Consider the following 25,741-nt stretch of genomic DNA (forward strand, 5'->3'; position numbering starts at 1 on the left):
AAAGCCGTTAAGGTAATCAGAGACAGTTTGTCGCAACTATTGGCGATCCTCGAGTCCCAGACTGGGTGCATGCAGCGTATTTCCCATTGGGTCGACAACAAGGTGTTCGCCGGGTCTGGTAGCGGTACGGCGCCGGTGACCAATCCGGCGACAGGTGCGGTGACCGGGCAGGTCGCTCTGGCCAGTGTGGCCGACGCCCGTGCGGTGGTCGATGCGGCGGCCGCGGCGTTCCCGGCCTGGCGCGACACCTCACTGGCCAAACGCACCCAGGTGCTGTTCCGGTTCCGGGAGTTGCTCAACGCACGCAAGGGCGAGCTGGCCGAGATCATCACCGCCGAGCACGGCAAAGTCGTCTCCGACGCCCTGGGCGAAGTGTCCCGCGGCCAGGAAGTCGTCGAGTTCGCCTGCGGCATCCCCCACCTGCTCAAAGGCGGGTACACCGAGAACGCCTCGACCAACGTCGACGTCTACTCCATCCGCCAACCGCTGGGCCCGGTCGCCATCATCTCCCCGTTCAACTTCCCCGCCATGGTCCCGATGTGGTTTTTCCCGATCGCCATCGCCTGCGGCAACACCGTGGTCCTCAAACCCTCCGAGAAAGACCCGACCGCCTCGCTATGGATGGCCGAACTGTGGGCCGAAGCCGGCCTGCCGCCCGGGGTGTTCAACGTCCTGCACGGCGACAAGACCGCCGTGGACGAACTGCTCACCAACCCCAAGATCAAATCGGTGTCCTTCGTCGGATCCACCCCGATCGCCCAGTACGTCTACGCCACCGGCACCACCGCAGGCAAACGCGTCCAAGCCCTTGGCGGCGCCAAGAACCACGCCGTGATCCTGCCCGACGCCGACCTCGACCTGGCCGCCGACGCCATGGTCAACGCCGGCTTCGGCTCCGCTGGCGAACGCTGCATGGCCATCTCGGCCTGCGTCGCCGTCGGCCCCATCGCCGACGACCTGGTCGCGAAAATCACTGAACGGGCCCGCACCATCAAAACCGGCGACGGCACCAAGAACTCCGACATGGGCCCGCTGGTCACCCGAGCCCACCGCGACAAAGTCGCCAGCTACATCGACGCCGGCGAAGCCGACGGCGCCAAAATCGTCGTCGACGGCCGCACCGTCACCCCCGACGGCCCAGCTGAGGGCTTCTGGCTCGGACCTACCCTCATCGACCACGTCACCCCCAACATGAGCGTCTACACCGATGAAATCTTCGGCCCCGTGCTCTCGGTCGTGCGCGTGGACACCTACGACCAAGCCATAGAACTGATCAACACCAACCCCTACGGCAACGGCACCGCGATCTTCACCAACGACGGCGGCGCCGCCCGCCGCTTCCAAAACGAAGTCCAGGTCGGCATGGTCGGCATCAACGTCCCCATCCCCGTCCCCATGGCCTACTACAGCTTCGGCGGCTGGAAGAACTCACTGTTCGGCGACTCCCACGCCCACGGCACCGACGGCGTCAACTTCTACACCCGCCAAAAAGCCATCACCCAACGCTGGCTCGACCCCAGCTCACGCACCTCCGGCGGCATCAACCTCGGCTTCCCCCAAAACGCCTGAACGCGCCCACGAGAGTACGGTTTTTGACACATCGACCGGGAGAGCCCGTCACAATTCGTACTCTCGCGTGGCATCAACCAGATCAACCAGATAGGTCTCCACTGTCATGACTGTGCTCGACGAAACGCTCGACGACACGACGCTGCCCAACGGCTTGACCGTGGAGGCCGCCCGCGCCGAGGCCGCGCGGACCTACGAGCTCGACCGCGCCCACGTGTTTCACTCGTGGTCCGCGCAGGCCGACATCTCACCGATGACGATCGTGGCGTCCGAGGGCTGCCATGTCTGGGACGGCGCCGGCAACCGACTGCTCGATTTCTCGTCGATGCTGGTCAACACCAACATCGGTCATCAGCATCCGAAAGTTGTTGCCGCCATTGCCGAACAAGCGGCGAAGCTGTGCACGGTGGCGCCGCAGCACGCCAACGACGCCCGCTCCGAGGCCGCCCGGCTGATCGCCGAACGCACCCCGGGTGAGCTCGACAAGATCTTCTTCACCAACGGCGGCGCCGACGCCGTCGAGCACGCGGTGCGGATGGCCCGGTTGCACACCGGCCGGTACAAGGTGCTGGCCCGCTACCGCTCCTACCACGGGGGCACCGAGACCGCGATCAACCTGACCGGAGACCCGCGGCGCTGGCCCAACGACCACGGCAACGCGGGCGTCGTCCACTTCTTCGGCCCGTTCCTCTACCGGTCACGGTTCCACGCCACCACCGAGGCAGAGGAGACCGAGCGTGCGCTCGATCATCTGCACGAGACCATCCGCATGGAGGGGCCGTCGACGATCGCGGCGATCATCCTGGAATCCATTCCGGGCACCGCAGGCATCATGGTCCCGCCTCCCGGCTACCTCGCCGGAGTGCGCGCCCTGTGCGACGAGTACGGCATCATCTTCATCGCCGACGAGGTGATGGCGGGCTTCGGCCGCAGCGGAAAATGGTTCGCAATCGACCATTTTGATGTCGTCCCGGATCTGCTGACGTTCGCCAAAGGCGTCAACTCCGGCTATGTCCCTCTCGGCGGGGTGGCGATCAGCCCCGCGATCGCGGAGACGTTCGCCCACCGCGCGTACCCGGGCGGGCTGACGTACTCCGGTCACCCGCTGGCGACGGCCGCAGCGGTCGCCACCATCAACGCCATGACGTCCGAGGGAATCGTCGAGAACGCCGCGCGCATCGGCAGCGAGGTCCTCGGCCCCGCACTGCGGGAGATGGCCGAGCGGCACCGCTGCGTCGGCGAGGTTCGGGGCGCCGGCGTGTTCTGGGCGGTCGAACTCGTCGCCGACCAGCAGACCCGGGAGCCGCTGGCGCCGTACGGCAGTTCCAGTGCTGCGATGAATTCCGTTATCGCGGAATGCAAGAACTCTGGTCTGCTGCCTTTCGCCAACTACAACCGCATTCACGTGGTGCCGCCGTGCATCGTCACCGAGGAACTCGCGAGGGAAGGTGTCGCGATACTGGACCGCGCCCTGGACGTCGCGGACGCGGCGCTGGAGTCCTAAGAGCCCAGCTCGCCGGAGATTCCGCGCTCGAGCGCGACTCGGGCGCGTTCGGGCAGCACGACCAGGCCGTCGAGTTCCCGCCGCGCCAGCCGGTAGGCGCGCTCACGTTCCTGTGCCGTCGCCGCCGTGTCGGCCGACACCCTCAGCAGCCGTTGCGCCCGGCCGAGGCGTTCCTGCTCCTCGCTGGAGAAGCCGGTGCGGCGCCGCCGGATCGCCTCGGCTTCGGCGACGTCGAAGGCGGTGACGTACTCCTGCACCGCGTCCAGATACTCGCGAGTGGCGTCGCGGTCGTCCACGAGGTCGGCCACGTCCGCGGGCCGCAGGAAGTCCGACCGGAGTTTGGCCCGGTGGAAGCGCTCGGTCAGTGGGTCCCGCATGTCGGTCATCAGCGGATAGTCCAGCAGCTTGGCGACGTCCAGCTCGTATTCGAGCCAGCGGGTGTCGGTCCGGTCGTGTTCCTCGATGGTGCGGGTGATCGCTCGGCGCTGCGCGGCAGCGGCATCGGGGCGGGGTTCGGGTTCGGGCGGGAGCTCGGCGGCACGGCGGCCGCGGGCAGACGTGATGGCCCGGAAGGTGGCATAACCCACACCGGCCAGGGGCACGAGGATGATCAACAACTCGGCCAGGCGGATGAGCAGTCCCATTCCGCCAGGATGCCACCACCCGCGATCCGCATTTATCTAGGCAATCTAGAAAAACCGTCACATTGGTGGTTTCGTTTCGGTATCGCCGGGCAACTTCTTTCGCATGCGAAACAAGACATCTTCTCCCCGAACCTTCGGATCCTTGCTCTTCGCAGGCGCTGCGGCGACTGCGATCGCGACGGCCCCGCTCGCCTTCGCGCAGAGCCCGTTGAACACCAACCCGCCGCCACCACCGCCGCCGCCGGCGTGTGTCAACGCTGACGGCACCCCGTGCTACGTCGGCCCTGACGGCGCCGCGGGTGCGATTCCCGGCGGCCCCGGCGGTGTGGCCGGACCTGAGGGTGCTGCCGGAGGCGTCCCCGGCGGTCCCGTCGGTGAAGCCGGACCCGATGGTGCCGCGGGCGCTATTCCCGGCGGCCCTGCCGGTGAGGCGGGACCGGGCGGCGTCAGCGGCAGCACCAACCCCGGTGGCGTCAGCGGTGCCGCAGGACCGGAAGGCGCGACCGGCGCCATCCCGGGTGGTCCCAGCGGAACCGCCGGACCGGGCGGAGCGAGCGGTTGCATCCCCGGTGTGGGCTGCGCAACCATCCCCGCACCCTGACCTGAGCGCATAACTCGCTAGTGCTGGCCGAAGGGCCGGGTCTGATTACCCCGAGATCAGGCCCGGCCCTTTGGTGCGTCGCGCGCCCGAGAAACAGCGGTGGCTACGGTAACGGGCATGGACGGAAAGACCGTGATCGTGACCGGGGCGGCCCGCGGCGTCGGCAAGGGCATCGCCTCCGCTCTGCTCGAGCGTGGCGCGTCGGTGCTTCTGGTGGACCGCGACTCCGAGTTGCTCGCCGGCACTGTCGAGCAACTCGGTGGCGCAGACCGCGGCGCTGTCGGATTGTGCGCCGACTTGCGTGACGTCGGCTGCGCGGCCCGCATCGTCGACTCGGCAGTCGAAACCTTCGGCGGATTGCACGGTTTGGTGAACAACGCGATCGCCACCAACGAACCCAAGCCGTTCCAGACCATTACCCGCGAGGACTACGATCTGGTCTTCGATGTGGGTCCGCGGGCGACATTCGAGCTGATGCAGGCGGTGTACCCGGTGTTGGTCGCCAATGGCGGCGGCAGCATCGTCAACCTCGGATCGGGGTCGGGCACCTTCGGCAAGCCGAAGTTCGGCGCCTACGCCGGTGCCAAGGAGGCGATCCGGGGGATGTCGAAAGTCGCTGCGCTGGAATGGGGTCGAGACAACATCCGGGTCAACGTGGTGTGCCCGTTCGCCGAGACGGAGAGCATCCGGATGTGGCGGGAGATGGCTCCCGAGACCTACGAGCGCACAATACGCGGGGTGCCGCTGGGCCGCCTGGGCGACGTGGGTTCCGACATCGGGCCGGTGGTGAGGTTCCTGCTCAGCGACGAGTCGTCGTTCGTCACGGCGCAGACGATCATGGTCGACGGCGGAGCCGCCGGCTTCCGCTGATGTGCCCGCCGACCAGGCGAAAAGGATCGCGGAAGGACCGCGGAGAAGGAGAAGCGTGCACCGGGTTCCCGTCATTGCGCTCACCGGTTATCTCGGCGCAGGCAAGACCACCCTGCTCAACCACGTGCTGCGCAGCCCCGGGGCGCGAATCGGGGTGGTGATCAACGATTTCGGCGAACTCAACGTCGACGCCGGGCTGGTGACCGGGCAGGTTGACGAGCCGGCGTCGATCGCCGGCGGCTGCATCTGCTGCCTGCCCGACGAGGGCGGACTCGACGTCGCCCTGGCCCGTCTCGCCGATCCCAAGCTGCGCCTCGACGCGATCATCGTCGAGGCCAGCGGCCTGGCCGATCCGGTGGCCATCTCACGGATCATCCGGTTCAGCGGGGTTGACAACGTGCGCCCCGGCGGAATCGTGGACGTGCTCGACGCGGCCACCCATTTCGACACCGTCGACCGGGATGCCAGCCCGCCGGCGCGCTACGGCGTCGCCACGCTCGTGGTCGTCAACAAACTCGACCAGATCGCGGCCGGTGAACAAGCCGCCGTGCTGCAGCGCATCGAGAGCCGGGTCCGTGACTGCAACCCACACGCGCAGGTCGTGGGTGCCACCGCAGGACGCATCGACCCGGCCCTGCTCTACGACGTCGCCGCCGACGAGGAGGCAGGCCAGCTGACCTTCCGGGAACTGCTCTTCGACAGTGCACCGGGAGAAGACCACGACCAGGATCACCACCCCCACCCCCACCACCACGACCACGACCACGACCACGTCCACGTCCACGCCGACTCGGTCACGGTGGTCGGTGAGGGATGCGTGGATCCCGGTGCGGTCATCGATCTCCTCGAGCGACCGCCCTCGGGGGTGTACCGGATGAAGGGCACCATCGCGGTGCGCTACCGGACCTCCACCCGGGTGTACGTCGTCAACGTCGTGGGCCCGTCGATCCACATCGCCCCGGCCCCCGCTCACGCGACCACGAGCTGCCTGGTGGCGATCGGGATGGGGCTCGACGTCCAGGATGTCCGAAGACGGCTCAGGGAGGCCCTGGGCACCGCCACTGCAGCGGCCCCCGCACAGAGTGTTCGACGCCTGCAGCGCTACCGCAAGCTCAGCATCTGATCGCAGGAGTGCATCGCCCACCGTCCGGAGCTGTCACCGGTGATACTGACGTGATGGCTGAGGACACGAGCGCTGAACGCAACGTGCTGGGCGGACCACTGGAGCCCTGCGGGACCGAGCCGCTGACCGGGTTCTACCGCGACGGTTGCTGCAGTACCGGGGACGAGGATTCCGGACGCCACACCATCTGCGCGGTGGTGACCGCGGAGTTCCTCGAGCACCAGCGGTCGATCGGCAACGACCTCTCGACCCCCGTGCGCGCCTACCGGTTCCCCGGTTTGAAGCCCGGCGACCGCTGGTGTGTCACCGCCCTGAACTGGCTTCGAGCCTTCAACTCCGGATCCGCGTGCCCGGTGGTACTGGCATCGACACACGAGCACACGCTGGAAGTCGTCCCTCTGGACATTCTCCAGCAGTACGGGGTCGACGTCCCCGACGATCTGGCCGGCCTGTAGTCCAGTCAACTCGGCTAGCCTTGACCGGGTGGCCTCGGTCCTGACTGTGAACACCGCACCGGCGGTCGTCGATCTCGGCGCGATGCATAGCGGCATCGACAAGCGTCCCAGCGCCGAGCCGCTCACCGTGCGTGCCCCCGGCCCGAGAAAGGGCGGGCTCGGCAGCGGGGTCGTCGGTGACACGATCGGCAATTCGCGCCACCACGGCGGTGACGACCAGGCCGTGTACGCCTACGGGCGCGAGGATCTCGACGACTGGCAGTCCCGCCTCGGCCGTGACATCGACAACGGCATGTTCGGCGAGAACATCACCACCTCGGGGGTGAACCTCACCGACCGCCTCGTCGGCGAGCGATGGGCGGTCGGTGACGACGGATTGGTGCTGGAGGTCACCAGCCCGCGCACCCCCTGCAAGACCTTCTCCACCTGGCTGGGGATCCCGGGGTGGATCAAGACATTCACCGCGGCCGGCGTGCCCGGTGCGTACTTCCGGGTCCTCGAGCCCGGCACCATGCGGGCCGGCGACCGGATTCAGATCATCGAGCGTCCCGACCATTCGGTGACCGTCGGCGTGGTGTTTCGTGCGCTGATGCTCGAGCCCGCGTTGATGCCCACCCTTGCGGCGGCAGATGCCCTGCCGGACAAGATCAAACAGCAGGTCGCGCGGCGGCGCAGAGCCTGACGTCTGACGAGTTCGTCGCGGCGACACACAGAGTTATCCCAGCTGCCGGATATAACGTTTCGGCGACTGGGTATGCAGCCGGGGAGCAACATCGGTCTGGGTGCCCCGCCCGGTAGCGGGGGCCGGCGCGGCATCGGGGCCGCGCACCAGAAGTCGCGCGGCCGGGGCACACGGCGGCACAAGTGGATGGACGTCGACAGGAGCATCGGGTGAGAAACGACTGGAATCCGGCACGGTCTGACCCCGTGTTCGAAGATGCGGTTGCACGAGCGAGGACGCTGCATCTGGCTGAAGGGGTCCTGGTGGGCTTGCGCAGATGCGCACCGGAAAACGCGATCGCCGAACTGGTTTCGGTCGCCGGCGCGGCGGGACTGTCCACATCCGCGGTCGCAAGGGAACTGGTGACCCTGGTCAGCGGGGCCGCCAACCAGGGGGTCGAGTCCGCCGCCCGCACCGTGGTCCACGAGCAGTGGGGTGGCCTGATCGGGCAGGGCACCCCCGTTCAGGCGGATAACACGTAGGACAGGAAGAACCCGCCCGCGGTCGCGAACGCGTTCAGCGGTCTGCCGTGTTCGAAGGCTTCGGGCATCAACGTATCGGCGACCGAGGCCAGTACCGCGCCACCCGCGAACGCCAGCGCGATAGCCACCACTTCAGGCCGCAGACCGCCGGCCGCCGCCCGTCCGATCACCACCGCAGCGGCGAGCAACACCGCACAGACCGTCCAGGTCGCCATGACCGCGACCGGGCTCATTCCGCCTTTTCGCATGGACACGCTGCCCGCCAACGCCTCTGGCAGGTTCGAGAAGAAGATGGCGACCAGCAATGACAGCGACGCGCCGCCCACCAGCGTCACACCGAGCGCCAAGTTCTCCGGCACGCCGTCGAGGGTGACCGCTGCGAGAAGCACCAGCCCGACACCCCCTTTGGCAGCCGAACTCCCCTGGTTCTGCACCCGCCGCTCCAGCAGGCAGTCGATCAGGATGAATGCCGCCGCCCCGGCGAGCAGCCCGAGCCCGGAGCGCAGCGGGCCGCCCAACTGGAACGAGTCCTCGAACAGTTCGAACGCCAGCGCCGAGATCAGCGCCCCGCTGGCGAACGCCAGCAGCACCCGGGTCAACTGAGCGGGAGGACTCCACCGCGCCCCGATCGCGGCGCCGATGACCAGTGAACTCGATGCGGCCACTCCGTACAGCACTGCAGTCCACATGCACTCACCTCATCATGCGTCGATCAGCAGCGGGAATACCCGCCGCCGAATCGCGGAAACACGCCGAGGCCGGCGCGGGTAGAGAACCCGCGCCGGCCCGGTCGGAGTCGGTGTTCAGCAGATCAGCTGATACCCACCACTTCCTGCGCGATGGCGGCCAGCCGGGTCTGCGCCGCGGACACCACTCGCTGGCGGTCCTTGTTCGCTTCCTCGTAGGCCACGATGACCCGGATGTCCGCCGGATCGGTCAACTCCTTGACCGCGCTGGCGGCCTCGTTGACGTTCAGATCGTCGTAGTCGGTGATGGGCAGCTCGGTCTCGTCGAGGATGCCGGTCGCCCCGCGGGCGGCATGGATGGCATCGGCGGCCTGGTCGGCCCCCTGCTCACGGGCGACCCGCTCGGCGGCCTCCAGCGCCGAATTGCGCGCACCCGCAAAGGTCTTGGAGGCGATGTCGCCGGTCCGCGAACCGCGGTTCACCAGCTCGGCGAACGCCGGCCGGACCGATCGCACGGCTTCGGCCGCGCGCTCAGCGCTACGTGTCGACCACGTCAGCGGCAGGTTGACGAACCTGACGGCCAGCCCGGCAGCTGCCTGCAACGGGGTCCGCCGCAGCGCGGCGGGGCCACCGAGGGCGTCCTCGGCGAGAACCGTCGTCAGCCACTCGACCGTCGCGGAGTGGGCGGTGATCAGGCGCGTCGCCAGCTCTTCGACGTCCTTGTGCTGGGCGGCCACTGCCAGCGCCTTGACGTACCGGGCGCGGTCCAGCAGCTGCCCCTCCAGCGCGAGGTCGCCGAGGAGCGCCTCGTCGAACGGCTCCGCCTGCTCGGTCAGCGCCTTCACGGCGGCCGCGGCTCGGCCGAGGAACGGACCGATGACGTCGGGGAAGCCACCGAGGTCGCGAACGGCCTTCTCGATCGCCTCGGCGCGGATCCGCGCGTTGTCGGCATTGCGCTGCAATTCGGTCCGTACCGCCTCGGTGCGGGCCTGTACCACGCGGGTCTCGGCGACCTGGATCTCGGTGTGGGTGAGATCCAACAGGCTACGGAGCTGCGCGACCAGGGTCGCAGTGGTCAGTGTGGTCGATGTGTTCGGTGATGCCATGACTTCGGTACACCCCTTGATAGCTAGAGAGTTTCGGACAGCGCATGAATGCGCCCATGTGTCGGTTACCCGTCGACGCGGACTTGTACAGACCGAGCGCGCAGATGTGAGAAACCTCGGGTCAGGTGTATGTCCGGCCCGCTTCGGGTAACGGTCTGCCCAGCGCTGGTGAACACGGTTTGGCCGCGATCCAGCCGGGTATTGATCCGTTCGTGATGCCGACCCTTCTGCAACCGGTGCTCCCCGAACCACGCGGGCCGATCTCCATGTCCGTGATCGACCTGCTGACCGAACGGGCCCCGCACCACCACCTGATGCGGGTGGTGACGTCACTCGCCGACGCTGATCCGTACGGTATCGACGTCCAACTCACCCTCTACATCTGCTACGAGCTGCACTACCGCGGGTTCACCGACGTGGACGCCGGCTGGGAGTGGAACCCCAGCCTGCTGCACCTGCGCGGCCGCCTGGAAGAACTGTTCCTGGCCGCGGTCGGCGACGAGGTCGGCGAGATCGACGCGGACGCCACCGCAGCGGCAGAGTTGGACGGTCTGTGCGTGGAACCTGTCGACGGCACCGGTCCGTCGTACTACCTGCGCGACGAGGGCACCTGGGAGCAGATGCGGGAGTACTTCGCCCATCGGTCGCTCTATCACCTCAAAGAGGGCGATCCGCACGCGTGGACAATTCCGCGCCTGACCGGCCAGGCGAAGGCGTCGTTCGTGGCAGTGGAGTTCGACGAGTTCGGGGGCGGCAAGGGTTCCCGGCTGCACCAGCAGCTGTTCGCCGACCTGATGGCCGCGGCGGACCTGGACACGACCTACCTCGGCTACCTGGCCGACGTGCCCGCGCCGACGCTGGCGGTGGTGAACCTGATGTCGATGTTCGGTCTGCACCGCCGGCTGCGGGGATCGTCGGTGGGCCACTTCGCCGCCACCGAGGTCACCTCCCCTCCCGGATCACGCCGAATGGTGCAGGCACTGGAACGCTTCGACGCGCCGATGGCGTGCCGCGCTTTCTACCTCGAGCACGTGGAGGCCGACGCGGTTCACGAACAGGTGGTCCGGACCGACGTGGTCGGCGATCTGGTTGCCCGCGAACCTCAACTCGAGCGTGACGTGGTGTTCGGCATCCGGGCCTTCGACGTGGTCGAGGGACGTCTGGCCGATCACCTCATGCAGTGCTGGCGTGCCGGGCGTCCGTCACTGCGCAGCCCGCTGAGCTGACCGGCGGCGGTGGCTGGTGTCGCACAGCGGGTAGGTCTTCGATCGCCGGCACGCACAGATGGCGACCATGAACCGGTCCGACTCCACCACGCTGCCGTCAGGCATCTCGATCCGAACCGGGCCCTCCACCATCACCGGACCGGCGGGAACCACCCGGACCAGACGCGGAGCATCGCTCACGGCGCGTCCGCCCGGATCACGACGATCCTCTCCTCCCGGCGCCCCGGGGGCAGCAGACCTACTCGCGTCAGCCATTTCGCGCGCGCCGACATCACGGGACCGAACGGAATGAACTGTTGTGCGACCACCTCGACATGCATGCCGTGGCCGCGCAGTGCCGCCAGGGTCTTCTTGATATCCGAGCACTCCGACTGGACGACCAGCATGGTGCCGCCGTCGTCCACCAGCAGCGGGGCTGCGGCGCACAACGGGTCCAGGATCATCCGGCCGTCGGTGCCGGCGTTCCACGCCTGCGCCGGTCCGGCCGTGGCCGGGATGGAGTCGGTGTCGTCGACCGGCCCATGCGGTACGTAGGGAGGGTTGGCGACGACGAGGTCAAAAGGCGCGAACTCCACCGCGCGCGACCATGAACCGCGATGGACCCGCACGCTGACCTCTTCGGCCAGTGCGCTCTGGCGGGCATGCCGCACCGCCTGGGGGCAGATGTCGAACGCGGTGACCTCTGTCGCTCCGGCGGCGGCTGCGGCGATCGCGACCACACCGCTGCCGGTGCACAGGTCGGCGACCCGGGCTCTGGATACCAGTCCGGTCCCGGCCATGGCTTCGATGAGCAGGTGCGAATCCTGCTGCGGGGGATAGATCCCCGCGGGCACGGCAAGCTCAGCAAAATCCGTGTAAGCGGTGGTCACGTGCTCTCCTCGGTGAGAATCCCCGATCGGGGTTCAGCGTTGCGTTCTGTAAATGCCCCCTACGCCGTGACCCAAACCACCGGGCGTTCTGGTGCCGCGCGGATCCGCACTGCTCGGAGGGAATCCGCGACGCCGAGAACGTGGCGGCTGAACTCAGGCGGCAGCCGCGTGGGGCAGCGTCCGCATGGCCGTGCGGACGGCCAGGTAGATCGCCGTCGAGGTCACCACGAACACCGGCCAGCCCATCGCGATCCGGGCGACGGCGAGCAGGGACTCCTGGTCGGTGTCATACAGGTAGTACTGGACCAGGAACCGCGACCAGGACACCACCGCCATCGTGACCGTGACGATGTCGAAGGCCAGCCGCACCCGGGGCACCCGACGCCAGGTGTCGTCACGCCCGGTCACCCTGGCCCAGACCACACCCACCAGTGGCCGCCGGATCAGGACCGACGCCGTGAACACGATGGCCAGCACCAGGTACATCCCGATGCCGGGCAGGTAGAAGTCCTTGGCCTGTCCGGTGACATACGCGAACGCCGCACAGACACCGACGCCGGCGAATCCCAGTACGGCCGGCCGGGGTGAGCCCCGGCGGAAGAGCTGCCAGCCCAGCACCGCCGCGGCGGCGGACAACGAGGCGATGATCGCCGGAACGAGTCCGGCGGCCGGAGAGACCACCGCGAAAGTGGTCACCGGCAGCGCGGTGTAGATCAACCCGCTGACGCCGCCCGCACGCGCCAGCAGACCGCCGGCGGGTGTTCCGGCAGCGGTCATGGGGCCAAGAGTACCGACGGCCGCGATGACCTGCCCGTTGTGAGTTGACTCTCAGGTTCGCGATCGGGGGGTTCTGGCGTTTGGCCCGCACGCCGCACCGGGAAACCTCAGGATCGCCGCCCGAATGGGTTTCCACACCGGTTTGCCACACCAATTCAGGAGCAGACACCCGGATCCGGAGCGCGAACTGGCCCGGGTGCGCTACGACGGCGGTTGAGCCCCCCGGTCGGTCAGCACCGGTACGCGGGTCCGGCGTTCAGTGAAAAGGATTGCTGTTGGACTGCCACTGCGCCGATTCGGGTCGGGGACCGAAGCGCCGGGCGTAGGCCTCGTCGATATGAGCCTTCTTCTTCCGGTTGATCACGTCGACCAGGTTCGGATCGAGCCCGTGCTGTGCCAGCCGGTGCCGGCGCCACACCTTGTTGAGCGCGAGCGCCATCAGCAGGCTCCAGATGTAGATCGGCACCGTCATCTCCAGGTGCACGTACAGCGACGCGGGAAGCAGCCACAGCGGCGCCAGGACGAACAGCGGCGGTATCGCCATCCGGATCATGTGCCTGCGCACGGCTCCCTGCGCGGCGAGGTCCTCGGCAACCCAGCGACTCATCGAGGACGGCAGCCGACGGCCGTACGAGTAGCCGATGTACTGCACAAGCGATGGTCGGTCAGTGGCCATGGTCGGCTCCCTGTCGGTGTTCGTCATCGGTATCAGAGTGTGCCCGCCGCGAGCGCGGCGGAGTTGATGTGGGTCAGCACCCGACGCAACTCCTCGAGTTCGGCCAGGTCAACGCCCAGTCGGGTGACCACGGCGGCCGGAATCGCCAGCGCGCGGCTGCGCAGCGCGAGGCCGGCATCGGTCAACTCGACATCGGTCGCCCGCTCGTCTGCGGCGCTTCGCGCACGGGTGAGCAACCCCAGCGTCTCGAGCCGCTTCAGCATCGGGGACAGCGTGGCCGAGTCGAGCTGCAGCGCAGTCGCGATCTGTTTGACCGACAGCGGTGCCCGGTTGTCGGGAGTGGACCTGTGGTGGTCCCACATCGCCAGCATCACGAGGTACTGCGGATGGGTCAGCCCCAACGGTTCGAGCAGCGGCCGGTACACGGCCAGCACCGCCCGGTTGGTGACCGCCAGCGCGAAACACGCCTGCTGTTCGAGGGCGAGCGGATCGAGATCGGGATCGACTGCGGCGGTCACGGGTTCCACGGTACCCGAATAGTCGTACACAAATAGATCGTGCGCTAACAATCACAGTTCCCGGTCGGCCAGGTTTCTCGCCCGCGGCGCCGGGAACACGACCTCGAAGTCACAAGTCCATCAGGTCCCATCAGGAGGTTTCATGTCCATCTGCGACACGTGCGGAAACGACTACGACAAAGCATTCACCGTGCGTTGGCCGGACGGCCGGTCGGCCACCTTCGACAGCGTCGAGTGCGCGGCCGTGCAGCTGGCGCCGGATTGCGGGCACTGCGGGTGCCGCATCCTCGGCCACGGTGTCGAGACCGAAGAGGGCATCTTCTGTTGCGCGCACTGCGCCCGAAAAGACACCGACGCCGACGTCAACGACCGCTACCCGGTGCCGGCAGGCGGCTGAGCGTCGCGCTACAACCGACCCACTGCGAATGCCGCGCCCTCGTTGACGCTTCCGTCGATCGGATACAGCGCGTGCGCCAGCGTCGGTCCACCATCGGCAACACCCGAGCAGATGGTGTCCCCCGGGGCGCACAGTTGCAGCGTCTTGTCGGCGTAGAGGGGGCCGATGGTGATGGCCGGCGCGTCGTACCTCTGCAGGAACTCACCCGACGGGGTGCCGAAGAGCACGACGGCGGCGACATGGTCGGCCACCTCCGCTGGCATCGGCTCGGGCGCCACCTCGGCGGGCACACTGCTGGGCACGACGTCGGACGTCACGAACCCCGACACCACCGCACCCTGGGAGTATCCGCCCAGAATGAGCCGGGTGTCCGGGCAGTTGGCCGCGATGGCCTGGACATGATTCGCCGCATCCCGGACGCCGTCGATCACTGTCGAGGCGAAGATCTCGCGTTGCTCGAAGTTGCTCCCGGCCGGATAGTTCACGGCGTAGACGCCGACCGTCCGGCCGCCGGCCTGGGCGCGCACCGCCTCGACGAAGGCCTGTCCGATGCCGCCGACCCCGGGGGCTTCACCGGTGCCGCGGGCGAATACCACCTCGACGTCGGGGCACGGTTGGGCCACAGCGGACGGGACGGCGACCCCGACCAGCGTTGCCCAGATACCGAGCGCCGCAACCATCACGCCACGGACCATTCGTCGAGCTGTCATGAAGGACTCCTTTATTCGCAGGCGCCCACATGATCAATGGCGCAGTCGAGCAATACCCGCAAGTTCGCTGGCCAAACGACGGACCTCAGCCGGCGCCGGGGTCATCGACCTCTACGAGCAACGGACGGTGATCGGACAGCGGCGCATCCGGTGTGAGACAACCCCGCCCGCGCAGGCCGGGATGGTCGGTGAGGATGTGATCGAGCTGGCGGTCCGGAGCTTCGGCGGGAAAGGTTGCCGCGGCGGCCAGGGCGCGCATCCGCGACCATCTCGCCGCCGGCGCCGGGGGGAGGTTGAGGTCACCCATCAGCAGTCGCGGCCCGGGCATTCCCCGCAGATCCCTGATCAGCCGGCGCAGCTGATGACGATTCCATCCGGGCACAAAAGACAGGTGGGTGTTCGCGACCGACATCGGCCCCAGTGGAGTGTCCAGTTGGGCGATCACCGCGGCTCTGGGCTCCTCGTCGACGACCACGACGCGGTTGGGGCCGGGAAGATACATCGGGAACCGCGTCGGGATCCGGGGCAGCCGCACCACCTGCCAGCTCGTCGCGGGAAAGCGGGACAGCAACGCGATGCCGTACGCGGCCGTGCCGGGCTGTTCCTCGCCGGTCGCGGCCATCCAGGTGGCGCCCGGCGTGCCGGCGATGGCGGCGACGAAACGGTGCGCTACCGCCCCCATCGCCTCAGCCGCCACCGAGGTCAGATCGGCGCGACCGGACCGGTCCTGTTCGAAGTCGACCTCCTGTAACGCCAGCACATCAGGGTCCAGGTCGCGGATGATCGTCCGCAGCCGGTCGGGTTCCACTAGGCCGTCGTGCACCGTCCGGCCGTGGAGGATGTTGAAAGTCGCGATCCGCACGGGTACCAGTTACCCACCGAGGGCGCCGCGCAACAGCAAAGGAGCGTCATGATGTGTCCGCGTGACGAACGGCTGCGCCGCTCGCTGAGATCCGCGGCGTCGGCGCTGAAGGAACACGGACCGCGGTTCGCGCTGGCAGGCGGATATGCGCTGTGGGTCTTCGGGGCGCCGGAGCCGGTGCACGACGTCGACTTCGTCGTCGCCGAAGCCGACGTCGAAACCGCCGCGGAAACATTGGCCAAGGCGGGCTTCGTGATCGAGCGCACCCCCGAAGACTGGCTGTTCAAGGCGCACGCCCAGGACGTGGTGGTCGACGTGCTGCACCGGGTCAACGGTGTCGTCGTCGGCCACCAGCATCTCGACGCGGCCGAAGTGCACGACGTGCTGGCGGTCAGGATCCCGGTGCTGACCCCGACGACCGTGTTGATCCAGAAGTTGCTCGCCCTGGGAGAGCATTTCTGTGACTTCACCTCCCTGCTTCCGGCGGTGCGCGGGGTGCGCGAGCGGGTCGATTGGCAGCAGGTGCGGGCCGCGACCGCCGACAACGACTACGCCGTGGCATTCCTGGTACTGGCCGACCGGCTGCGGATCACCGCGTGACGCCCGGTTCGGCACGGCGACAACGGGTATGCCGCTGTGGTGACCGAACCAGCAGTGATCGTGATCGGCAGCGGACCCGCCGGGGTGGGCGCCGCGGAGGAGTTCCGGAAGCAGCAAGCGGATGTGCCGGTGCGCATCCTGACCGCCGACTGTGATGAACCCTACGAGCGGCCGCCGCTGAGCAAGGAGTTTCTCCGCGGTGAGACCGATGAGGTCAGCATGCGTCCGTCGTCCTGGTTCGCCGAACGGGACCTGGAACTGATCACCGACGCCCCCGTGACCGAGATCGACACCGATGCCCGGACCGTGACGGCGGGTGGCCGCCGACAGGAATACCGTCACCTGATCCTGGCGTCCGGGGCGAGCCCCCGGCCGTTGCCGGTTCCCGGCGGCGGGCGGGCCCTGCAGTTGCGCTCGCTGCAGGACGCACAGCGACTGCGGGCGTCGTCGCAGGGCGCGCAGTCGGCGGTGGTCATCGGCGCCGGGTTCATCGGATGCGAGGCGGCCGCGTCCCTGGCCCGGAATGGCCTGGCGGTCACCCTGGTGGCGCCCGATGCGGTTCCCCAGGAGAAGCGGCTGGGCACCGAGGCGGGACGCAGGCTGGTCACCCTGATCGAGCAGACCGGGGCCCGGTTCTCCGGCGGAGTCCGGGTGCGGGAGATCCGCCCCGGCGCGGTCGTGCTGGACGACGGCGCCACCGTCGAGGCCGACCTGATCCTGGCGGCGACCGGAGTCGAGCCGAACAGCGCGGCGGCCGAGGCGGCGGGAGTGCCCGTCGATCAGTCGCGCATCGTGGTCGACGCCGGGATGATGACCCGCACGCCGGGTGTGTCGGCAGCAGGGGATGTCGCGTTGGCGTTCAACACCACCGCGGGCCGGTCCCTGGCGGTCGAACACTGGCAGGATGCCGCAGAACAGGGCGCGATCGCCGGCGCTCGTGCCGCCGGCGACCAACAGAGCTGGTCCGATGTTCCCGGGTTCTGGACCACGATCGGTGATACGACGCTGAAGTATCACGCCTGGGGGGATGGCTATGAGCGGAGCCGCCTGATCGCACACGGCGACGGGTTCACCGTCTGGTACGAGTCCGGGGGCGTCGCCGTCGCGGTGCTGACCTGCAACGCCGACGATGACTACGAGCTCGGTGAAGGTCTGATCCGGGCCGGAGCAGCCGCACCGGTCTTGTAGCGATTCCCGGCCGTCAGTGATTGCGCAGAGTGGCGATCAGCTTGCTCTTGGTCAGATCCGAGTAGCCCGAGATCCCGAGTTCCTTGGCACGCTCTTTCAGTTCCGGAACCGTCCAGTCCTCGTAGCTTCCGGACTCTCCGCCCTTTTTCCCCACCGCTGACTTCCCGCGGGCCGCCGCCGCGTTGGAGATGCGGGCGGCCTTCTCCTTGGAGTTGCCTTCCTCGCGCAGGTCCTCGTACATCTTCTCGTTCTTGATCGATGAATTGGGCATTCTCACACCTCCTGTTCCTCATACTCTGAGTTCGCAAAGGGTGCCCGACCGGGTGCGGCCCGAAACGCGGCAATGCATACAAAACGGCGGGGTGGGTACATGCTCGGCTGCGTGGAGAGGAGATCCGGTGCGTACCGAATTCCACCAGCAACTGCATGCGCTCAACTCGGACCTGACCCGGATGTGCGAACTCGCCGGTGAGGCGATGCAGCGTGCCACGGTTGGGCTGCTCACCGTGGATCTCGAGGCGGCCGAACGGGTGCTCAGCGACCTCGAGGTGCTCAACCGGATGCGCCGCGAGGTGGACCACGCGGCGCTGGCGCTCCTGGCCCGCCAGGCACCTGTCGCCAGCGACCTGCGTCTCGTGGTGGCCGCGGTACACATCACCTCGGACGCCGACCGGATGGGCGGCCTGGCTGCCCACGTGGCCCGCATCGTCCGCCGACGCCACCCCGACCCGGTTCTGCCCAACGAGGTCGTGGGTCAGTTCTCCGAGATGGGCAGCCTCGCGGTCGACCTGGCCGAGGATGCCGCCTCCGTCATCATCGACGGAGATCCGGTGCGCGCGAGCCGGATCCGCGACGACGACGAAGCGATGAACGCCATGCACCGCCGACTGTTCAGCACCGTGATGTCGCCGGACTGGAGCCACGGGGTCCCCGCGGCCATCGACCTGGTGCTGCTCGGCCGGTTCTACGAGCGGTTCGCCGATCACGCTGTGGCGATCGCCGCCCGGGTCTTGTTCCGCAGCACCGGCGACACCACGCGTGATCTCGGTCAGTGACCGGCACTCTGCATCACGGCTTGAGCATCACCTTCACGGCTCCGTCCTGCTTCTTCTGGAAGATCTCGTAGGCGTGCGGCGCCTGGTCGAGGGGCAGCGTGTGGGTCGCGAAGGTGTCCACGCCCAGCGGATCGTCGTCGGTCAGCAGCGGCATGATGTCGTCCACCCACCTCTTGACGTTGGCCTGCCCCATTCGCAGAGTCACCTGCTTGTCGAACAGCGTCAGCATCGGCATCGGATCGGCAGTCCCGCCGTACACCCCGATCAGGGAGATGGTGCCGCCACGGCGGACAGCATCGATCGCGGAGTACAACGCATCGAGGCAATCCAGACCGGCGGTCTGCATCATCTTCTTGCCCACCGCATCTGGCAGCAGACCGGTGACCCGCTGCGCGACCCGCGCGACGGGTGAGCCATGCGCCTCCATGCCCACCGCGTCGATGACCGAATCGGTGCCGCGTCCACCGGTCATGTCGCGGATCGCATCACCCACGGTGGTGTCGACCTCGTCGAGGTTCACCGTCCGAATCCCGCGGGCCGTGGCACGCGCCAGTCGCTCGGGTACCCGGTCCACTGCGATCACATCGAAACCCTGGTGCGCGGCGATGCGCGCCGCCATGTCACCGATCGGCCCGAGTCCCAGCACGGTCACCGACCCGCCATGCGGGACGTCGGCGTAGACCACCGACTGCCATGCGGTCGGCAGCACATCGGACAGGTAGACGAACCGCGAATCCGCCGGCCCGTCGGGGACCTTGATGTGCGTGAACTGGGCCTGAGGCACCCGTAGCAACTCCGCCTGACCGCCGGGCACCGACCCGTACAGCTCGGAGAAACCGAACAGCGCCGCCCCCATCCCCTGCTCGCGGACCTGCGTGGTCTCGCACTGGGTGTAGAGCTGCTTGTCACACATGTAGCAACTGCCACAAGAGATCTGGAACGGAATCACCACCCGGTCGCCGACGGCGAGGTCCCCGACCTGGCTGCCGACCTCACGCACGATCCCCATCGGCTCATGACCGAGGACGTCGCCCTCGTTCATGAATGGACCCAGCACCTCGTAGAGGTGAAGATCCGATCCGCAGATGTTCGTCGACGTGACCTCGATGATCGCGTCGGTGGGTTGTTCGATCCTCGGATCCGGAACCGTGTCGACGCGTACATCGCGCCGGCCATGCCAAGTCACTGCCTTCATCGGTACTCCCCTCACGCTCGCGCCGACCTTCAGCGCGGCAAGTGGGCTTTCGACTACCCCTCATCAAGGCCGCCAAACACCGCGGCGGCTGGCGTGCTTACTCCGCCCGCACGCGGGGTAAGTGCCAACTCATGGTGACTTCCGGACCGAAAGATTCGTTCCCGACATCGTCGCCACCGAAAGACGCGATCACCGGCCCGCCCGAATCTAGGAGTTTCCGACCATGTCCGACACTGCGGTACTTGTCATCGACATGATGAACACCTATCAACATCCTGACGCGGATCTGTTGATACCCAACGTGGCCGACATCGTCGACCCGCTCACCGAACTCATCACGCGGGCACGTGACCGTGACGACGTGGACCTCATCTACGTCAACGACAACTACGGGGATTTCACCGCTCAGCCGAGCGATCTCGTACAGAGCGCCTTGGAAGGCGAGCGTCCCGACCTCGTCAAACCGGTGGCGCCCCAAGCCGACTACCGGTTCGTCTCGAAAGTGCGGCACAGCGCCTTCTACGCTTCACCTCTGGACTACCTACTGGGCCGGCTGAGCACCCAGCGGGTGATCCTGACCGGGCAGGTGACCGAACAGTGCATCCTGTACAGCGCGCTGGACGCCTACATCCGGCATTTCGACGTGATCGTGCCCCGCGATGCGGTGGCACACATCGACGCCGAACTCGGCGAGGCGGCGCTACGGATGATGGAGAGCAACATGGGCGCCCGGTTGGCGAACGCGTGCGACTGCCTTGACTGACGCGAAGAACGCCGCCGCCGGTCACCGGCGGCGGCGCCACCACAGGAAACCGATGACGGCGACCCCGGCCAGGAGCACGCCGACGGGCGCCGCGGGGTTGGCCTTCGCAGCGGCGGTGGCCGTCTGCGCCCTGTCCACGACCGCTTCCCTGGTGTCCGCGGCCTTGTCCTGAGCGCGGCTCTTGACGTCGAGCTTGTCGGACAGCGCAGCCACGGTATCTCCGAGTTCGCTGCGGGTCTGCTCGATGTCCGCCTGCAGTTCCTCAATGCCCGCGTCCGGTCCGGGTTCAGGCGGAAGTCGGTCAGAGCCGGCCATGTCGGGCCTCCTTGATCTCCTCGAGGTCGTGCTTGACGCTGTCGACCGACTCGGTGGCCGGTGGAGACACCTGCTCGACCTGCTTGCGGCTCACCAGCGCGGCCACCCCGGCACACACGAACAGCACTGCGGCGACGATCAGCGCCGCGGCCCAGACCGGCAGCACCAGCGCCAGCCCCGCCACGCCCGCGGCGATCAGCGTGGCCAGACCCAGCACCGCGAGCAGACCCGCGGCACTGAACAGACCGGCACCGACCCCGGCATGTCGGACAGATTCCTGAAATTCCTTTTGAGCCAGTCGGATCTCGTCGCGCACCAGCCGCGACGTCTGCTCGGAGAGTTGGCCCAGGAGTTGAGGCGTCGACACCTCACTTGTGTGGTGGGGTTGCGCAGTCATCAGTCTGCCTTCCTAGCTAGCGTTCTAGCTGCATCTCTTCCACGGCAGTGCCCCTCGCCCGGCTAGGCGAAACCTCATCGGGTCAGCCCTTGGCCACTTTGCGGATCAACGTCCGGGTCGCCTTCTCCAGAATCGCCTGGGCTTCGTCGGGTTTACGGGTGCGCTGCGCGCGCCGCGCCGCGGCGGCGATGGTGTATCCCCTCTCGTACCCGGCCACCACGCGCGGGTCGACGTAAGAGCCGCGGGCTACCGCCGGGGTGTTCCCCAGCCCGTCGGCGACTTCTTTCATCACCGCTGCCTCCACCCGTTTGACCACCTTCTCCGAGACCGGCGGGTCCGCGTCGACGAAGGCCTCGGCGGCCAGATCCCCGGCGATTCGGGCGCGCCACTGCGGCAGTTCCAGCGACATCTCCAGCACCCGGTCGAACTTCTCCTCGGCGCGCTCGTCCTGCCACGCCTGGTGGTACAGGTACTGACGACGGCCCGCGACGTCGGTGCCGACAGCCTGGATGTGGCCGTTGGGGTGGGGGCTGATCCACACTTTCTTCCAGGCGGGCGGGATGACCAGATCCTTGATGCGCTGCAGTGTGGCTTCGTCGTCCAGGTCGTCCAGCAGTTCGCCGTCGGTGCCGTAGTACGCAAAACCCTTGCCTCTGCGTTTCCGGGTGATTCCCGGTCTGTCCAGTGCACTGCGCCGCAACCGCACGCCCCGCCTCCAGGTTCCGCCCGACCACCGTTGGTGGCGCCGGGATTACCCGCAGCGACGTGCCGTTACACTTTCGTGCCTGCCGGGTACTCAACGCGTTCCGCACCCGTCAGGAAGCAGACACGATGAGCCGAACCTCCAAAGTCCTCTACACCCCGCTGTCGATGGTGATCAGCGTGGCCGGCGGCCTGGTGGCCAGCGCATTGTTCACCCAAGTCTGGAAACGGATCGGCGAGGCCGACCAACCACCGCCAGATCCGGACGATCTCAGCCAGTCGACGGCCAAGGTGCTGCTGGCCGCGGCGCTTCAGAGTTTGATCTTCGGCCTGGTTCGCGCCGGCGTTAACCGGGCGAGCGCACGCGGTTACAAAGCGGTCACCAACGAAACCCCGTCCTGACCGCTCGGGGACGGGTGGTCCTGGTCAGCCGTGCCGTCCCCGGGACCTGCGCAGTACCCGTCCCCGCAGAACCGCTTGATGTTCCTCGGCCTCGTTCTTGTCGATGCCACTGGAATCCCGCACCGGCAGCCTGAGATCGTCCTCGGCGGCCATACCGGCCTGCAGCTGGCGCCCCCGCTCCAGTTCGGCATCAACCTCCGCCCCGAACAGCAACGCCAGGTTGGTGATCCACAGCCACAGCAGGAACACCGCGACGCCGGCGAGCGCCCCGAACGTCCTTTCGTAGTTGCCGAAATTGGCGACGTAGCCGCCGAACAGCAGCGACGCCAGAACCCACACCACGATCGCAGGGAACAGCGACAGCACCGCGTAGTAGGTCAGCGCCGCGGCAAGGTCCATGCACTGGTCCCGGCTGAACTCCCCGATCGTCTGGCGCAGCACATACCGCACGGACGGCCGGGTCAGGTCCGTCGGGGACTCCGGCTTGCGCCGGTCGTCCGGTTCGGGGCAACCGGCGTCACCTGCTACCGGCGGCTGCGCTGTGGACGGCGCGGGTCGACGAGGGGAGACGAGGGTTCGTTTCCGCCCGGCCAACGTCGCGGCCGCGATACCGGCCACGAACGCGCCCGCCACCGCGACGGGTCCACGCGCCCGTCACCGCGACGGGTCCACGCGCCCGTTGTCCACTACGGGAATCCTGAATCTGGCGCTGAAGGCCGGCCCGACTGGGACTGCATCGCCCGGTGATGCCCGCGAACGGCCCGCTTAAAACGGTCTTGGCCGATGACTTCAGCAGGCCACGCAGGTCTACCTGACAACCGCGACTCGCGGTGTGACCAGACCAGGAGGTGAACCGTGACCGCCGTGACCGCCGAGGGTCCGCTGCCCGCCATCGTCGACCGTGCTGCCTGGCAGGACCGACTCGATCAGCTGCTGACGCGCGAAAAGGCGCACACCCGGGAGGGTGATGCCATAGCCGCTGCCAGGAGACGGCTTCCGATGACCGAGGTCGACCCGCAGATGCCGCTCACCGGGGCGCACGGCACGGTGTCGCTGCTCGATATGTTCGAAGGCCGCCGGCAACTGCTGACTTACCTGCACATGTGGCACGACGGCAAGCCCGCCGAACAGCAATGTGAGGGTTGCACGTTCTTCACCGGGCATGCTCTGGAACTGTCCTACCTGCACAGCCGCGACGTCACGTACGCGACGATCTGTGAGGGCCCGTATTCGGAGAGCGCACGCTATCGCGACTTCATGGACTGGAAGATGCCGTGGTATTCCGCGGGTGAGTCGGCTGAGAAACTGCTAGCCGGAAGGCACTTCGGCGCGTACGCGTGCTTCCTGCGCCACGGCGATCGGGTCTTCGAGACGTATTGGACTACCGGACGGGGCACCGAGGCCGGCGCCACCAGCTATCACCTGTTGGACCTCACGGTCTTCGGCAGACAGGAAACCTGGGAGGACTCGCCCCGGGGCTGGCCCCAGCGGTTCGCACCCGATGGTGACAATTTCCGTAGCGACGGTCGGCCGACTGCGCAGTGGTCGAGGCTGAAGGCGGGCCGCTGCGACGATCTCCACGGATGAGTTGTCACCGCCAGGCGAACACCGGCTGCTCCAGCTCGTCAACCGGGTCGTGGCGGCCCTCCAGCGCCAACCACCTCAGCTGCAGCAGGATCGCGCCCGTCGGAGCATGGATGAGGTCGCCGCCCAACGGAATCTGCACTACCGGTCGGGGACTCTCAGGGATCGTGATGAACCGCGGCGAGTCGTCCCGCAGGAGTTGGTGCAGCCCCACCCGGTAGACCGCCACCACCTCGTCGGGTGCCGGGCGTGGGTCGAGCCGGCCACTGCCCCAGATCACCACCGGCGTGATGACATAGCCCGACCGCGTCGGGTAATCGTCGAGTAAGCCCAGCACGTTGGTGGCAGGCATCCGGACGCCGACCTCTTCGTCGAGCTCACGCAGCGCGGCCTGCACCACGGTTTCGCCGGGGTCCAGCCGGCCACCAGGCAGTGCCCATTGGGCGGCGTGCGAGGTGAGTCGAGAAGCCCTGCGGCACAATAAGAATGCGGCACCACCGGACACGTCGACCATCCTGCCGTCGAGGTCTGCCGGCATCGGTCGCCCGGCGATCCAGTCGTCCACCGGCGCCGGGTCGACGCGGTCCTCACCCAGCTCGGAGTCGACGAGGACCACCGCGACGGCCGCGTGCCGCTTCGTCGGGTCAGTCACCGTGCGACGCTCGTGACCCGCCAGACGGGCCCGGACCTGCTCCCGCAGCACCTCGTCGTAGCTGACCGTCACGCCGTGATCCCGGCGGCCCCGTCGAGGTACTGCAGCAAGTCGTGGGCCGCCAACTCGACGGCCTTGTGCCGCCACTGCGAAGCGCGGTACACGCAGGCGATGAGCCCAGTGCGGTGGACCCGGCGGAAATCGCCGAAGACGAAGGCGTAGCGCGCTTTCGTCCCGTCCTCGGCCCCGTCGGTCAGGCCGAGATGCCAGCGCGCGTACTCCTGCCAGTCGTGCGACTCGAGGTAGGCGTTTTCTGCGGCGGCGTTGGGCTGCACCTCACCCCAGTCGCTGTCGAGCACGTACTGCCTCGAGTCGATCAGCCCGCGAGCATGCTCGACAGCCGCCCCGTTGACGTCATACCTGGCCATCGTGCCATTGTTTCAACAGGCGTCCGCGCGTCACCGGCCGGTGTGCGGCGTGGGACTCTGCGCTGATTCCCACTTGGACTCCAGCGCCCGGGTGACCGCGGTATCGGCGGGCAGTTCGGCGTCGAACGTCTCCCCGTCGTCGCCTTCGAGGGTGACGATGATCGCCGGTGTCGCGTTGACTTCGCTGGAATCTTTGTGCACCACCTTGTACGGCCGTCCGTCGCCGGGCCGGTCGGGCAGTTGCAGCGCGATGATGTCACCTGGGGCGACGTTCTCGAGTCGGTCGTTGTCGGTCTGGCCGGCCACGCGTTCCTCCTGTGTCAGCTGTCGTGCTCGGGGGTTCGGTCAGTTCAGGGGCGTTCTCCCGGGTCGCCATGCCTCCTTCGCCACCGTGGTCGGCGGGTCCCGGCCGACCACCTTTCGGCTCTTCGGTCCGGCCGTCGGCAGGATCGGTGCTCTCACCCAATTGCGCGCCCTTCGTCAGGTTCCTGGTACCCCGTTCCGACGCGTCCGACTCAAGGTCACCCTCGACGAGCCCGCGGCGGGTCAAGTCCATGGACGTGGTGTACGACGTCGTCGTGTGATTCTTCGTGGTGATGGTTCAGGCGGTCAGTGCCGCGGGGGTGTCCTCCTGTTCTGACGGGGTGTCGTTGACGGCGCGGGA

General features: G+C 67.7%; 36 protein-coding genes. 16 read left to right on the forward strand and 20 right to left on the reverse strand.

The window, feature by feature from the left end; genetic code table 11:
• Window positions 1-69 precede the first annotated feature (69 nt).
• Together BEMPMBAN_RS27665 and BEMPMBAN_RS27670 are read left to right on the forward strand one after the other, a co-directional pair.
• A complete protein-coding gene (locus BEMPMBAN_RS27665; RefSeq protein WP_159234686.1) occupies window positions 70-1,569 on the forward strand; it encodes a CoA-acylating methylmalonate-semialdehyde dehydrogenase in 1,500 nt (499 codons plus the stop codon).
• Between the two features lie 106 nt (window positions 1,570-1,675).
• Window positions 1,676-3,073, forward strand: a complete 1,398-nt coding sequence (locus BEMPMBAN_RS27670; protein WP_159234687.1) for an aspartate aminotransferase family protein — start codon at window positions 1,676-1,678, stop codon at window positions 3,071-3,073.
• Here the strand turns inward: BEMPMBAN_RS27670 and BEMPMBAN_RS27675 are convergent.
• Window positions 3,070-3,717, reverse strand: a complete 648-nt coding sequence (locus BEMPMBAN_RS27675; protein WP_159234688.1) for a hypothetical protein — start codon at window positions 3,715-3,717, stop codon at window positions 3,070-3,072. The genes BEMPMBAN_RS27670 and BEMPMBAN_RS27675 overlap by 4 nt on opposite strands.
• A 103-nt stretch (window positions 3,718-3,820) precedes the next feature.
• Between BEMPMBAN_RS27675 and BEMPMBAN_RS27680 the strand changes: the two genes are divergently transcribed.
• The 6 genes from BEMPMBAN_RS27680 to BEMPMBAN_RS27705 all read left to right on the forward strand — a co-directional run bounded on the left by BEMPMBAN_RS27680 (window position 3,821) and on the right by BEMPMBAN_RS27705 (window position 7,969).
• On the forward strand, window positions 3,821-4,318 hold the full coding sequence (locus BEMPMBAN_RS27680; RefSeq protein ID WP_200846143.1) for a hypothetical protein: 498 nt from the start codon (window positions 3,821-3,823) through the stop codon (window positions 4,316-4,318).
• A 117-nt stretch (window positions 4,319-4,435) separates the two neighbouring features.
• Window positions 4,436-5,188, forward strand: a complete 753-nt coding sequence (locus BEMPMBAN_RS27685) for an SDR family NAD(P)-dependent oxidoreductase (protein ID WP_159234689.1) — start codon at window positions 4,436-4,438, stop codon at window positions 5,186-5,188.
• Window positions 5,189-5,243: 55 nt separating this feature from the next.
• Window positions 5,244-6,311: a CobW family GTP-binding protein gene (locus tag BEMPMBAN_RS27690; RefSeq protein WP_159234690.1), complete on the forward strand. Its 1,068-nt coding sequence runs from the start codon at window positions 5,244-5,246 to the stop codon at window positions 6,309-6,311.
• Window positions 6,312-6,364: 53 nt separating this feature from the next.
• Window positions 6,365-6,766, forward strand: a complete 402-nt coding sequence (locus BEMPMBAN_RS27695) for a DUF2237 family protein (protein ID WP_159234691.1) — start codon at window positions 6,365-6,367, stop codon at window positions 6,764-6,766.
• Between the two features lie 28 nt (window positions 6,767-6,794).
• Entirely contained in the window at window positions 6,795-7,448 is a 654-nt protein-coding gene (locus tag BEMPMBAN_RS27700) for an MOSC domain-containing protein (protein ID WP_159234692.1), read from the forward strand.
• A gap of 302 nt (window positions 7,449-7,750) precedes the next feature.
• The gene (locus BEMPMBAN_RS27705) at window positions 7,751-7,969 is read left to right on the forward strand and encodes a hypothetical protein (protein ID WP_159234693.1); all 219 of its coding nucleotides are present in this window, start codon (window positions 7,751-7,753) and stop codon (window positions 7,967-7,969) included.
• On the opposite strand, the gene BEMPMBAN_RS27710 is transcribed toward BEMPMBAN_RS27705, so the two are convergent.
• Window positions 7,951-8,658 carry a ZIP family metal transporter gene (locus tag BEMPMBAN_RS27710; protein WP_159234694.1) on the reverse strand — a complete coding sequence of 236 codons (708 nt, stop codon included), beginning with the start codon at window positions 8,656-8,658 and terminating at the stop codon, window positions 7,951-7,953. The two genes, BEMPMBAN_RS27705 and BEMPMBAN_RS27710, sit on opposite strands and share 19 nt — an antisense overlap.
• 122 nt (window positions 8,659-8,780) lie before the next feature.
• Window positions 8,781-9,761, reverse strand: coding sequence for a coiled-coil domain-containing protein (locus BEMPMBAN_RS27715; RefSeq protein ID WP_159234695.1), 981 nt, complete (start codon window positions 9,759-9,761; stop codon window positions 8,781-8,783).
• Window positions 9,762-9,976: 215 nt separating this feature from the next.
• On the opposite strand from BEMPMBAN_RS27715, the gene BEMPMBAN_RS27720 reads away from it, so the two are divergent.
• A complete protein-coding gene (locus BEMPMBAN_RS27720; RefSeq protein ID WP_159234716.1) occupies window positions 9,977-10,987 on the forward strand; it encodes an iron-containing redox enzyme family protein in 1,011 nt (336 codons plus the stop codon).
• Here the strand turns inward: BEMPMBAN_RS27720 and BEMPMBAN_RS27725 are convergent.
• The 5 genes from BEMPMBAN_RS27725 to BEMPMBAN_RS27745 all read right to left on the reverse strand — a co-directional run bounded on the left by BEMPMBAN_RS27725 (window position 10,964) and on the right by BEMPMBAN_RS27745 (window position 13,827).
• On the reverse strand, window positions 10,964-11,119 hold the full coding sequence (locus BEMPMBAN_RS27725) for a CDGSH iron-sulfur domain-containing protein (protein ID WP_159234715.1): 156 nt from the start codon (window positions 11,117-11,119) through the stop codon (window positions 10,964-10,966). The genes BEMPMBAN_RS27720 and BEMPMBAN_RS27725 overlap by 24 nt on opposite strands.
• A gap of 44 nt (window positions 11,120-11,163) precedes the next feature.
• The gene (locus BEMPMBAN_RS27730) at window positions 11,164-11,856 is read right to left on the reverse strand and encodes a HemK2/MTQ2 family protein methyltransferase (RefSeq protein ID WP_159234696.1); all 693 of its coding nucleotides are present in this window, start codon (window positions 11,854-11,856) and stop codon (window positions 11,164-11,166) included.
• Window positions 11,857-12,009: 153 nt separating this feature from the next.
• A complete protein-coding gene (locus tag BEMPMBAN_RS27735) occupies window positions 12,010-12,633 on the reverse strand; it encodes a DUF3159 domain-containing protein (protein WP_159234697.1) in 624 nt (207 codons plus the stop codon).
• 256 nt (window positions 12,634-12,889) lie between these two features.
• Complete coding sequence (locus BEMPMBAN_RS27740) at window positions 12,890-13,309, reverse strand: DUF5313 domain-containing protein (RefSeq protein WP_159234717.1); 420 nt, start codon at window positions 13,307-13,309, stop codon at window positions 12,890-12,892.
• Window positions 13,310-13,341: 32 nt separating this feature from the next.
• Window positions 13,342-13,827: a MarR family winged helix-turn-helix transcriptional regulator gene (locus BEMPMBAN_RS27745; protein ID WP_159234698.1), complete on the reverse strand. Its 486-nt coding sequence runs from the start codon at window positions 13,825-13,827 to the stop codon at window positions 13,342-13,344.
• Window positions 13,828-13,969: 142 nt separating this feature from the next.
• On the opposite strand from BEMPMBAN_RS27745, the gene BEMPMBAN_RS27750 reads away from it, so the two are divergent.
• A complete protein-coding gene (locus tag BEMPMBAN_RS27750) occupies window positions 13,970-14,224 on the forward strand; it encodes a metallothionein (RefSeq protein ID WP_159234699.1) in 255 nt (84 codons plus the stop codon).
• Window positions 14,225-14,232: 8 nt separating this feature from the next.
• Here BEMPMBAN_RS27750 and BEMPMBAN_RS27755 read toward each other — a convergent pair whose 3' ends face one another.
• Window positions 14,233-14,934: a cutinase family protein gene (locus BEMPMBAN_RS27755; RefSeq protein ID WP_159234700.1), complete on the reverse strand. Its 702-nt coding sequence runs from the start codon at window positions 14,932-14,934 to the stop codon at window positions 14,233-14,235.
• 85 nt (window positions 14,935-15,019) lie between these two features.
• Window positions 15,020-15,796 (reverse strand): endonuclease/exonuclease/phosphatase family protein, encoded by a 777-nt coding sequence (locus BEMPMBAN_RS27760; RefSeq protein WP_159234701.1) that lies wholly within the window; start codon window positions 15,794-15,796, stop codon window positions 15,020-15,022.
• A 51-nt stretch (window positions 15,797-15,847) separates the two neighbouring features.
• Between BEMPMBAN_RS27760 and BEMPMBAN_RS27765 the strand changes: the two genes are divergently transcribed.
• Together BEMPMBAN_RS27765 and BEMPMBAN_RS27770 are read left to right on the forward strand one after the other, a co-directional pair.
• Window positions 15,848-16,396 (forward strand): nucleotidyltransferase, encoded by a 549-nt coding sequence (locus BEMPMBAN_RS27765; protein WP_159234718.1) that lies wholly within the window; start codon window positions 15,848-15,850, stop codon window positions 16,394-16,396.
• A gap of 39 nt (window positions 16,397-16,435) precedes the next feature.
• A complete protein-coding gene (locus BEMPMBAN_RS27770; RefSeq protein WP_159234702.1) occupies window positions 16,436-17,584 on the forward strand; it encodes an NAD(P)/FAD-dependent oxidoreductase in 1,149 nt (382 codons plus the stop codon).
• A 13-nt stretch (window positions 17,585-17,597) separates the two neighbouring features.
• Here the strand turns inward: BEMPMBAN_RS27770 and BEMPMBAN_RS27775 are convergent, their stop codons facing one another.
• Complete coding sequence (locus tag BEMPMBAN_RS27775) at window positions 17,598-17,855, reverse strand: DUF7218 family protein (RefSeq protein WP_159234703.1); 258 nt, start codon at window positions 17,853-17,855, stop codon at window positions 17,598-17,600.
• A 127-nt stretch (window positions 17,856-17,982) separates the two neighbouring features.
• On the opposite strand from BEMPMBAN_RS27775, the gene phoU reads away from it, so the two are divergent.
• Window positions 17,983-18,639, forward strand: a complete 657-nt coding sequence (gene phoU / locus BEMPMBAN_RS27780; protein WP_159234704.1) for a phosphate signaling complex protein PhoU — start codon at window positions 17,983-17,985, stop codon at window positions 18,637-18,639.
• 13 nt (window positions 18,640-18,652) lie between these two features.
• Here the strand turns inward: phoU and BEMPMBAN_RS27785 are convergent, their stop codons facing one another.
• Complete coding sequence (locus BEMPMBAN_RS27785; protein WP_159234705.1) at window positions 18,653-19,834, reverse strand: zinc-dependent alcohol dehydrogenase; 1,182 nt, start codon at window positions 19,832-19,834, stop codon at window positions 18,653-18,655.
• A 223-nt stretch (window positions 19,835-20,057) separates the two neighbouring features.
• Between BEMPMBAN_RS27785 and BEMPMBAN_RS27790 the strand changes: the two genes are divergently transcribed.
• On the forward strand, window positions 20,058-20,597 hold the full coding sequence (locus BEMPMBAN_RS27790; protein ID WP_159234706.1) for a cysteine hydrolase family protein: 540 nt from the start codon (window positions 20,058-20,060) through the stop codon (window positions 20,595-20,597).
• Between the two features lie 21 nt (window positions 20,598-20,618).
• Here the strand turns inward: BEMPMBAN_RS27790 and BEMPMBAN_RS27795 are convergent, their stop codons facing one another.
• The 3 genes from BEMPMBAN_RS27795 to BEMPMBAN_RS27805 all read right to left on the reverse strand — a co-directional run bounded on the left by BEMPMBAN_RS27795 (window position 20,619) and on the right by BEMPMBAN_RS27805 (window position 22,015).
• Complete coding sequence (locus tag BEMPMBAN_RS27795) at window positions 20,619-20,912, reverse strand: DUF3618 domain-containing protein (RefSeq protein ID WP_159234707.1); 294 nt, start codon at window positions 20,910-20,912, stop codon at window positions 20,619-20,621.
• Entirely contained in the window at window positions 20,899-21,309 is a 411-nt protein-coding gene (locus BEMPMBAN_RS27800; protein WP_159234708.1) for a phage holin family protein, read from the reverse strand. Before BEMPMBAN_RS27800 ends, BEMPMBAN_RS27795 begins: the two co-directional genes overlap by 14 nt.
• Before the next feature lie 82 nt (window positions 21,310-21,391).
• Complete coding sequence (locus tag BEMPMBAN_RS27805) at window positions 21,392-22,015, reverse strand: DNA topoisomerase IB-related protein (protein ID WP_159234709.1); 624 nt, start codon at window positions 22,013-22,015, stop codon at window positions 21,392-21,394.
• 125 nt (window positions 22,016-22,140) lie between these two features.
• Here BEMPMBAN_RS27805 and BEMPMBAN_RS27810 point away from each other — a divergent pair, with 125 nt between their 5' ends.
• Complete coding sequence (locus BEMPMBAN_RS27810; RefSeq protein ID WP_159234710.1) at window positions 22,141-22,413, forward strand: DUF4235 domain-containing protein; 273 nt, start codon at window positions 22,141-22,143, stop codon at window positions 22,411-22,413.
• 24 nt (window positions 22,414-22,437) lie between these two features.
• Here BEMPMBAN_RS27810 and BEMPMBAN_RS27815 read toward each other — a convergent pair whose 3' ends face one another.
• The gene (locus BEMPMBAN_RS27815) at window positions 22,438-23,046 is read right to left on the reverse strand and encodes a YihY/virulence factor BrkB family protein (protein ID WP_234897734.1); all 609 of its coding nucleotides are present in this window, start codon (window positions 23,044-23,046) and stop codon (window positions 22,438-22,440) included.
• A 222-nt stretch (window positions 23,047-23,268) separates the two neighbouring features.
• On the opposite strand from BEMPMBAN_RS27815, the gene BEMPMBAN_RS27820 reads away from it, so the two are divergent.
• The gene (locus BEMPMBAN_RS27820) at window positions 23,269-24,000 is read left to right on the forward strand and encodes a DUF899 family protein (RefSeq protein WP_337761926.1); all 732 of its coding nucleotides are present in this window, start codon (window positions 23,269-23,271) and stop codon (window positions 23,998-24,000) included.
• Window positions 24,001-24,004: 4 nt separating this feature from the next.
• On the opposite strand, the gene BEMPMBAN_RS27825 is transcribed toward BEMPMBAN_RS27820, so the two are convergent.
• Genes BEMPMBAN_RS27825 through BEMPMBAN_RS33220 form a run of 4 tightly spaced genes read right to left on the reverse strand, consistent with a single transcriptional unit; the run spans window position 24,005 to window position 25,543 of the window.
• Window positions 24,005-24,721, reverse strand: a complete 717-nt coding sequence (locus BEMPMBAN_RS27825) for an NUDIX hydrolase (protein WP_159234711.1) — start codon at window positions 24,719-24,721, stop codon at window positions 24,005-24,007.
• Complete coding sequence (locus BEMPMBAN_RS27830; protein WP_159234712.1) at window positions 24,718-25,077, reverse strand: hypothetical protein; 360 nt, start codon at window positions 25,075-25,077, stop codon at window positions 24,718-24,720. The genes BEMPMBAN_RS27825 and BEMPMBAN_RS27830 overlap by 4 nt, the downstream gene beginning before the upstream one ends.
• A gap of 30 nt (window positions 25,078-25,107) precedes the next feature.
• The gene (locus BEMPMBAN_RS27835) at window positions 25,108-25,383 is read right to left on the reverse strand and encodes a hypothetical protein (protein WP_159234713.1); all 276 of its coding nucleotides are present in this window, start codon (window positions 25,381-25,383) and stop codon (window positions 25,108-25,110) included.
• Window positions 25,334-25,543: a hypothetical protein gene (locus BEMPMBAN_RS33220; RefSeq protein WP_159234720.1), complete on the reverse strand. Its 210-nt coding sequence runs from the start codon at window positions 25,541-25,543 to the stop codon at window positions 25,334-25,336. Before BEMPMBAN_RS33220 ends, BEMPMBAN_RS27835 begins: the two co-directional genes overlap by 50 nt.
• Between the last annotated feature and the right edge of the window lie 198 nt (window positions 25,544-25,741).

Origin of the sequence: Mycolicibacterium austroafricanum (assembly GCF_902705885.1) — a bacterium.
Classification (GTDB): Bacteria; Actinomycetota; Actinomycetes; order Mycobacteriales; family Mycobacteriaceae; genus Mycobacterium; species Mycobacterium vanbaalenii_A.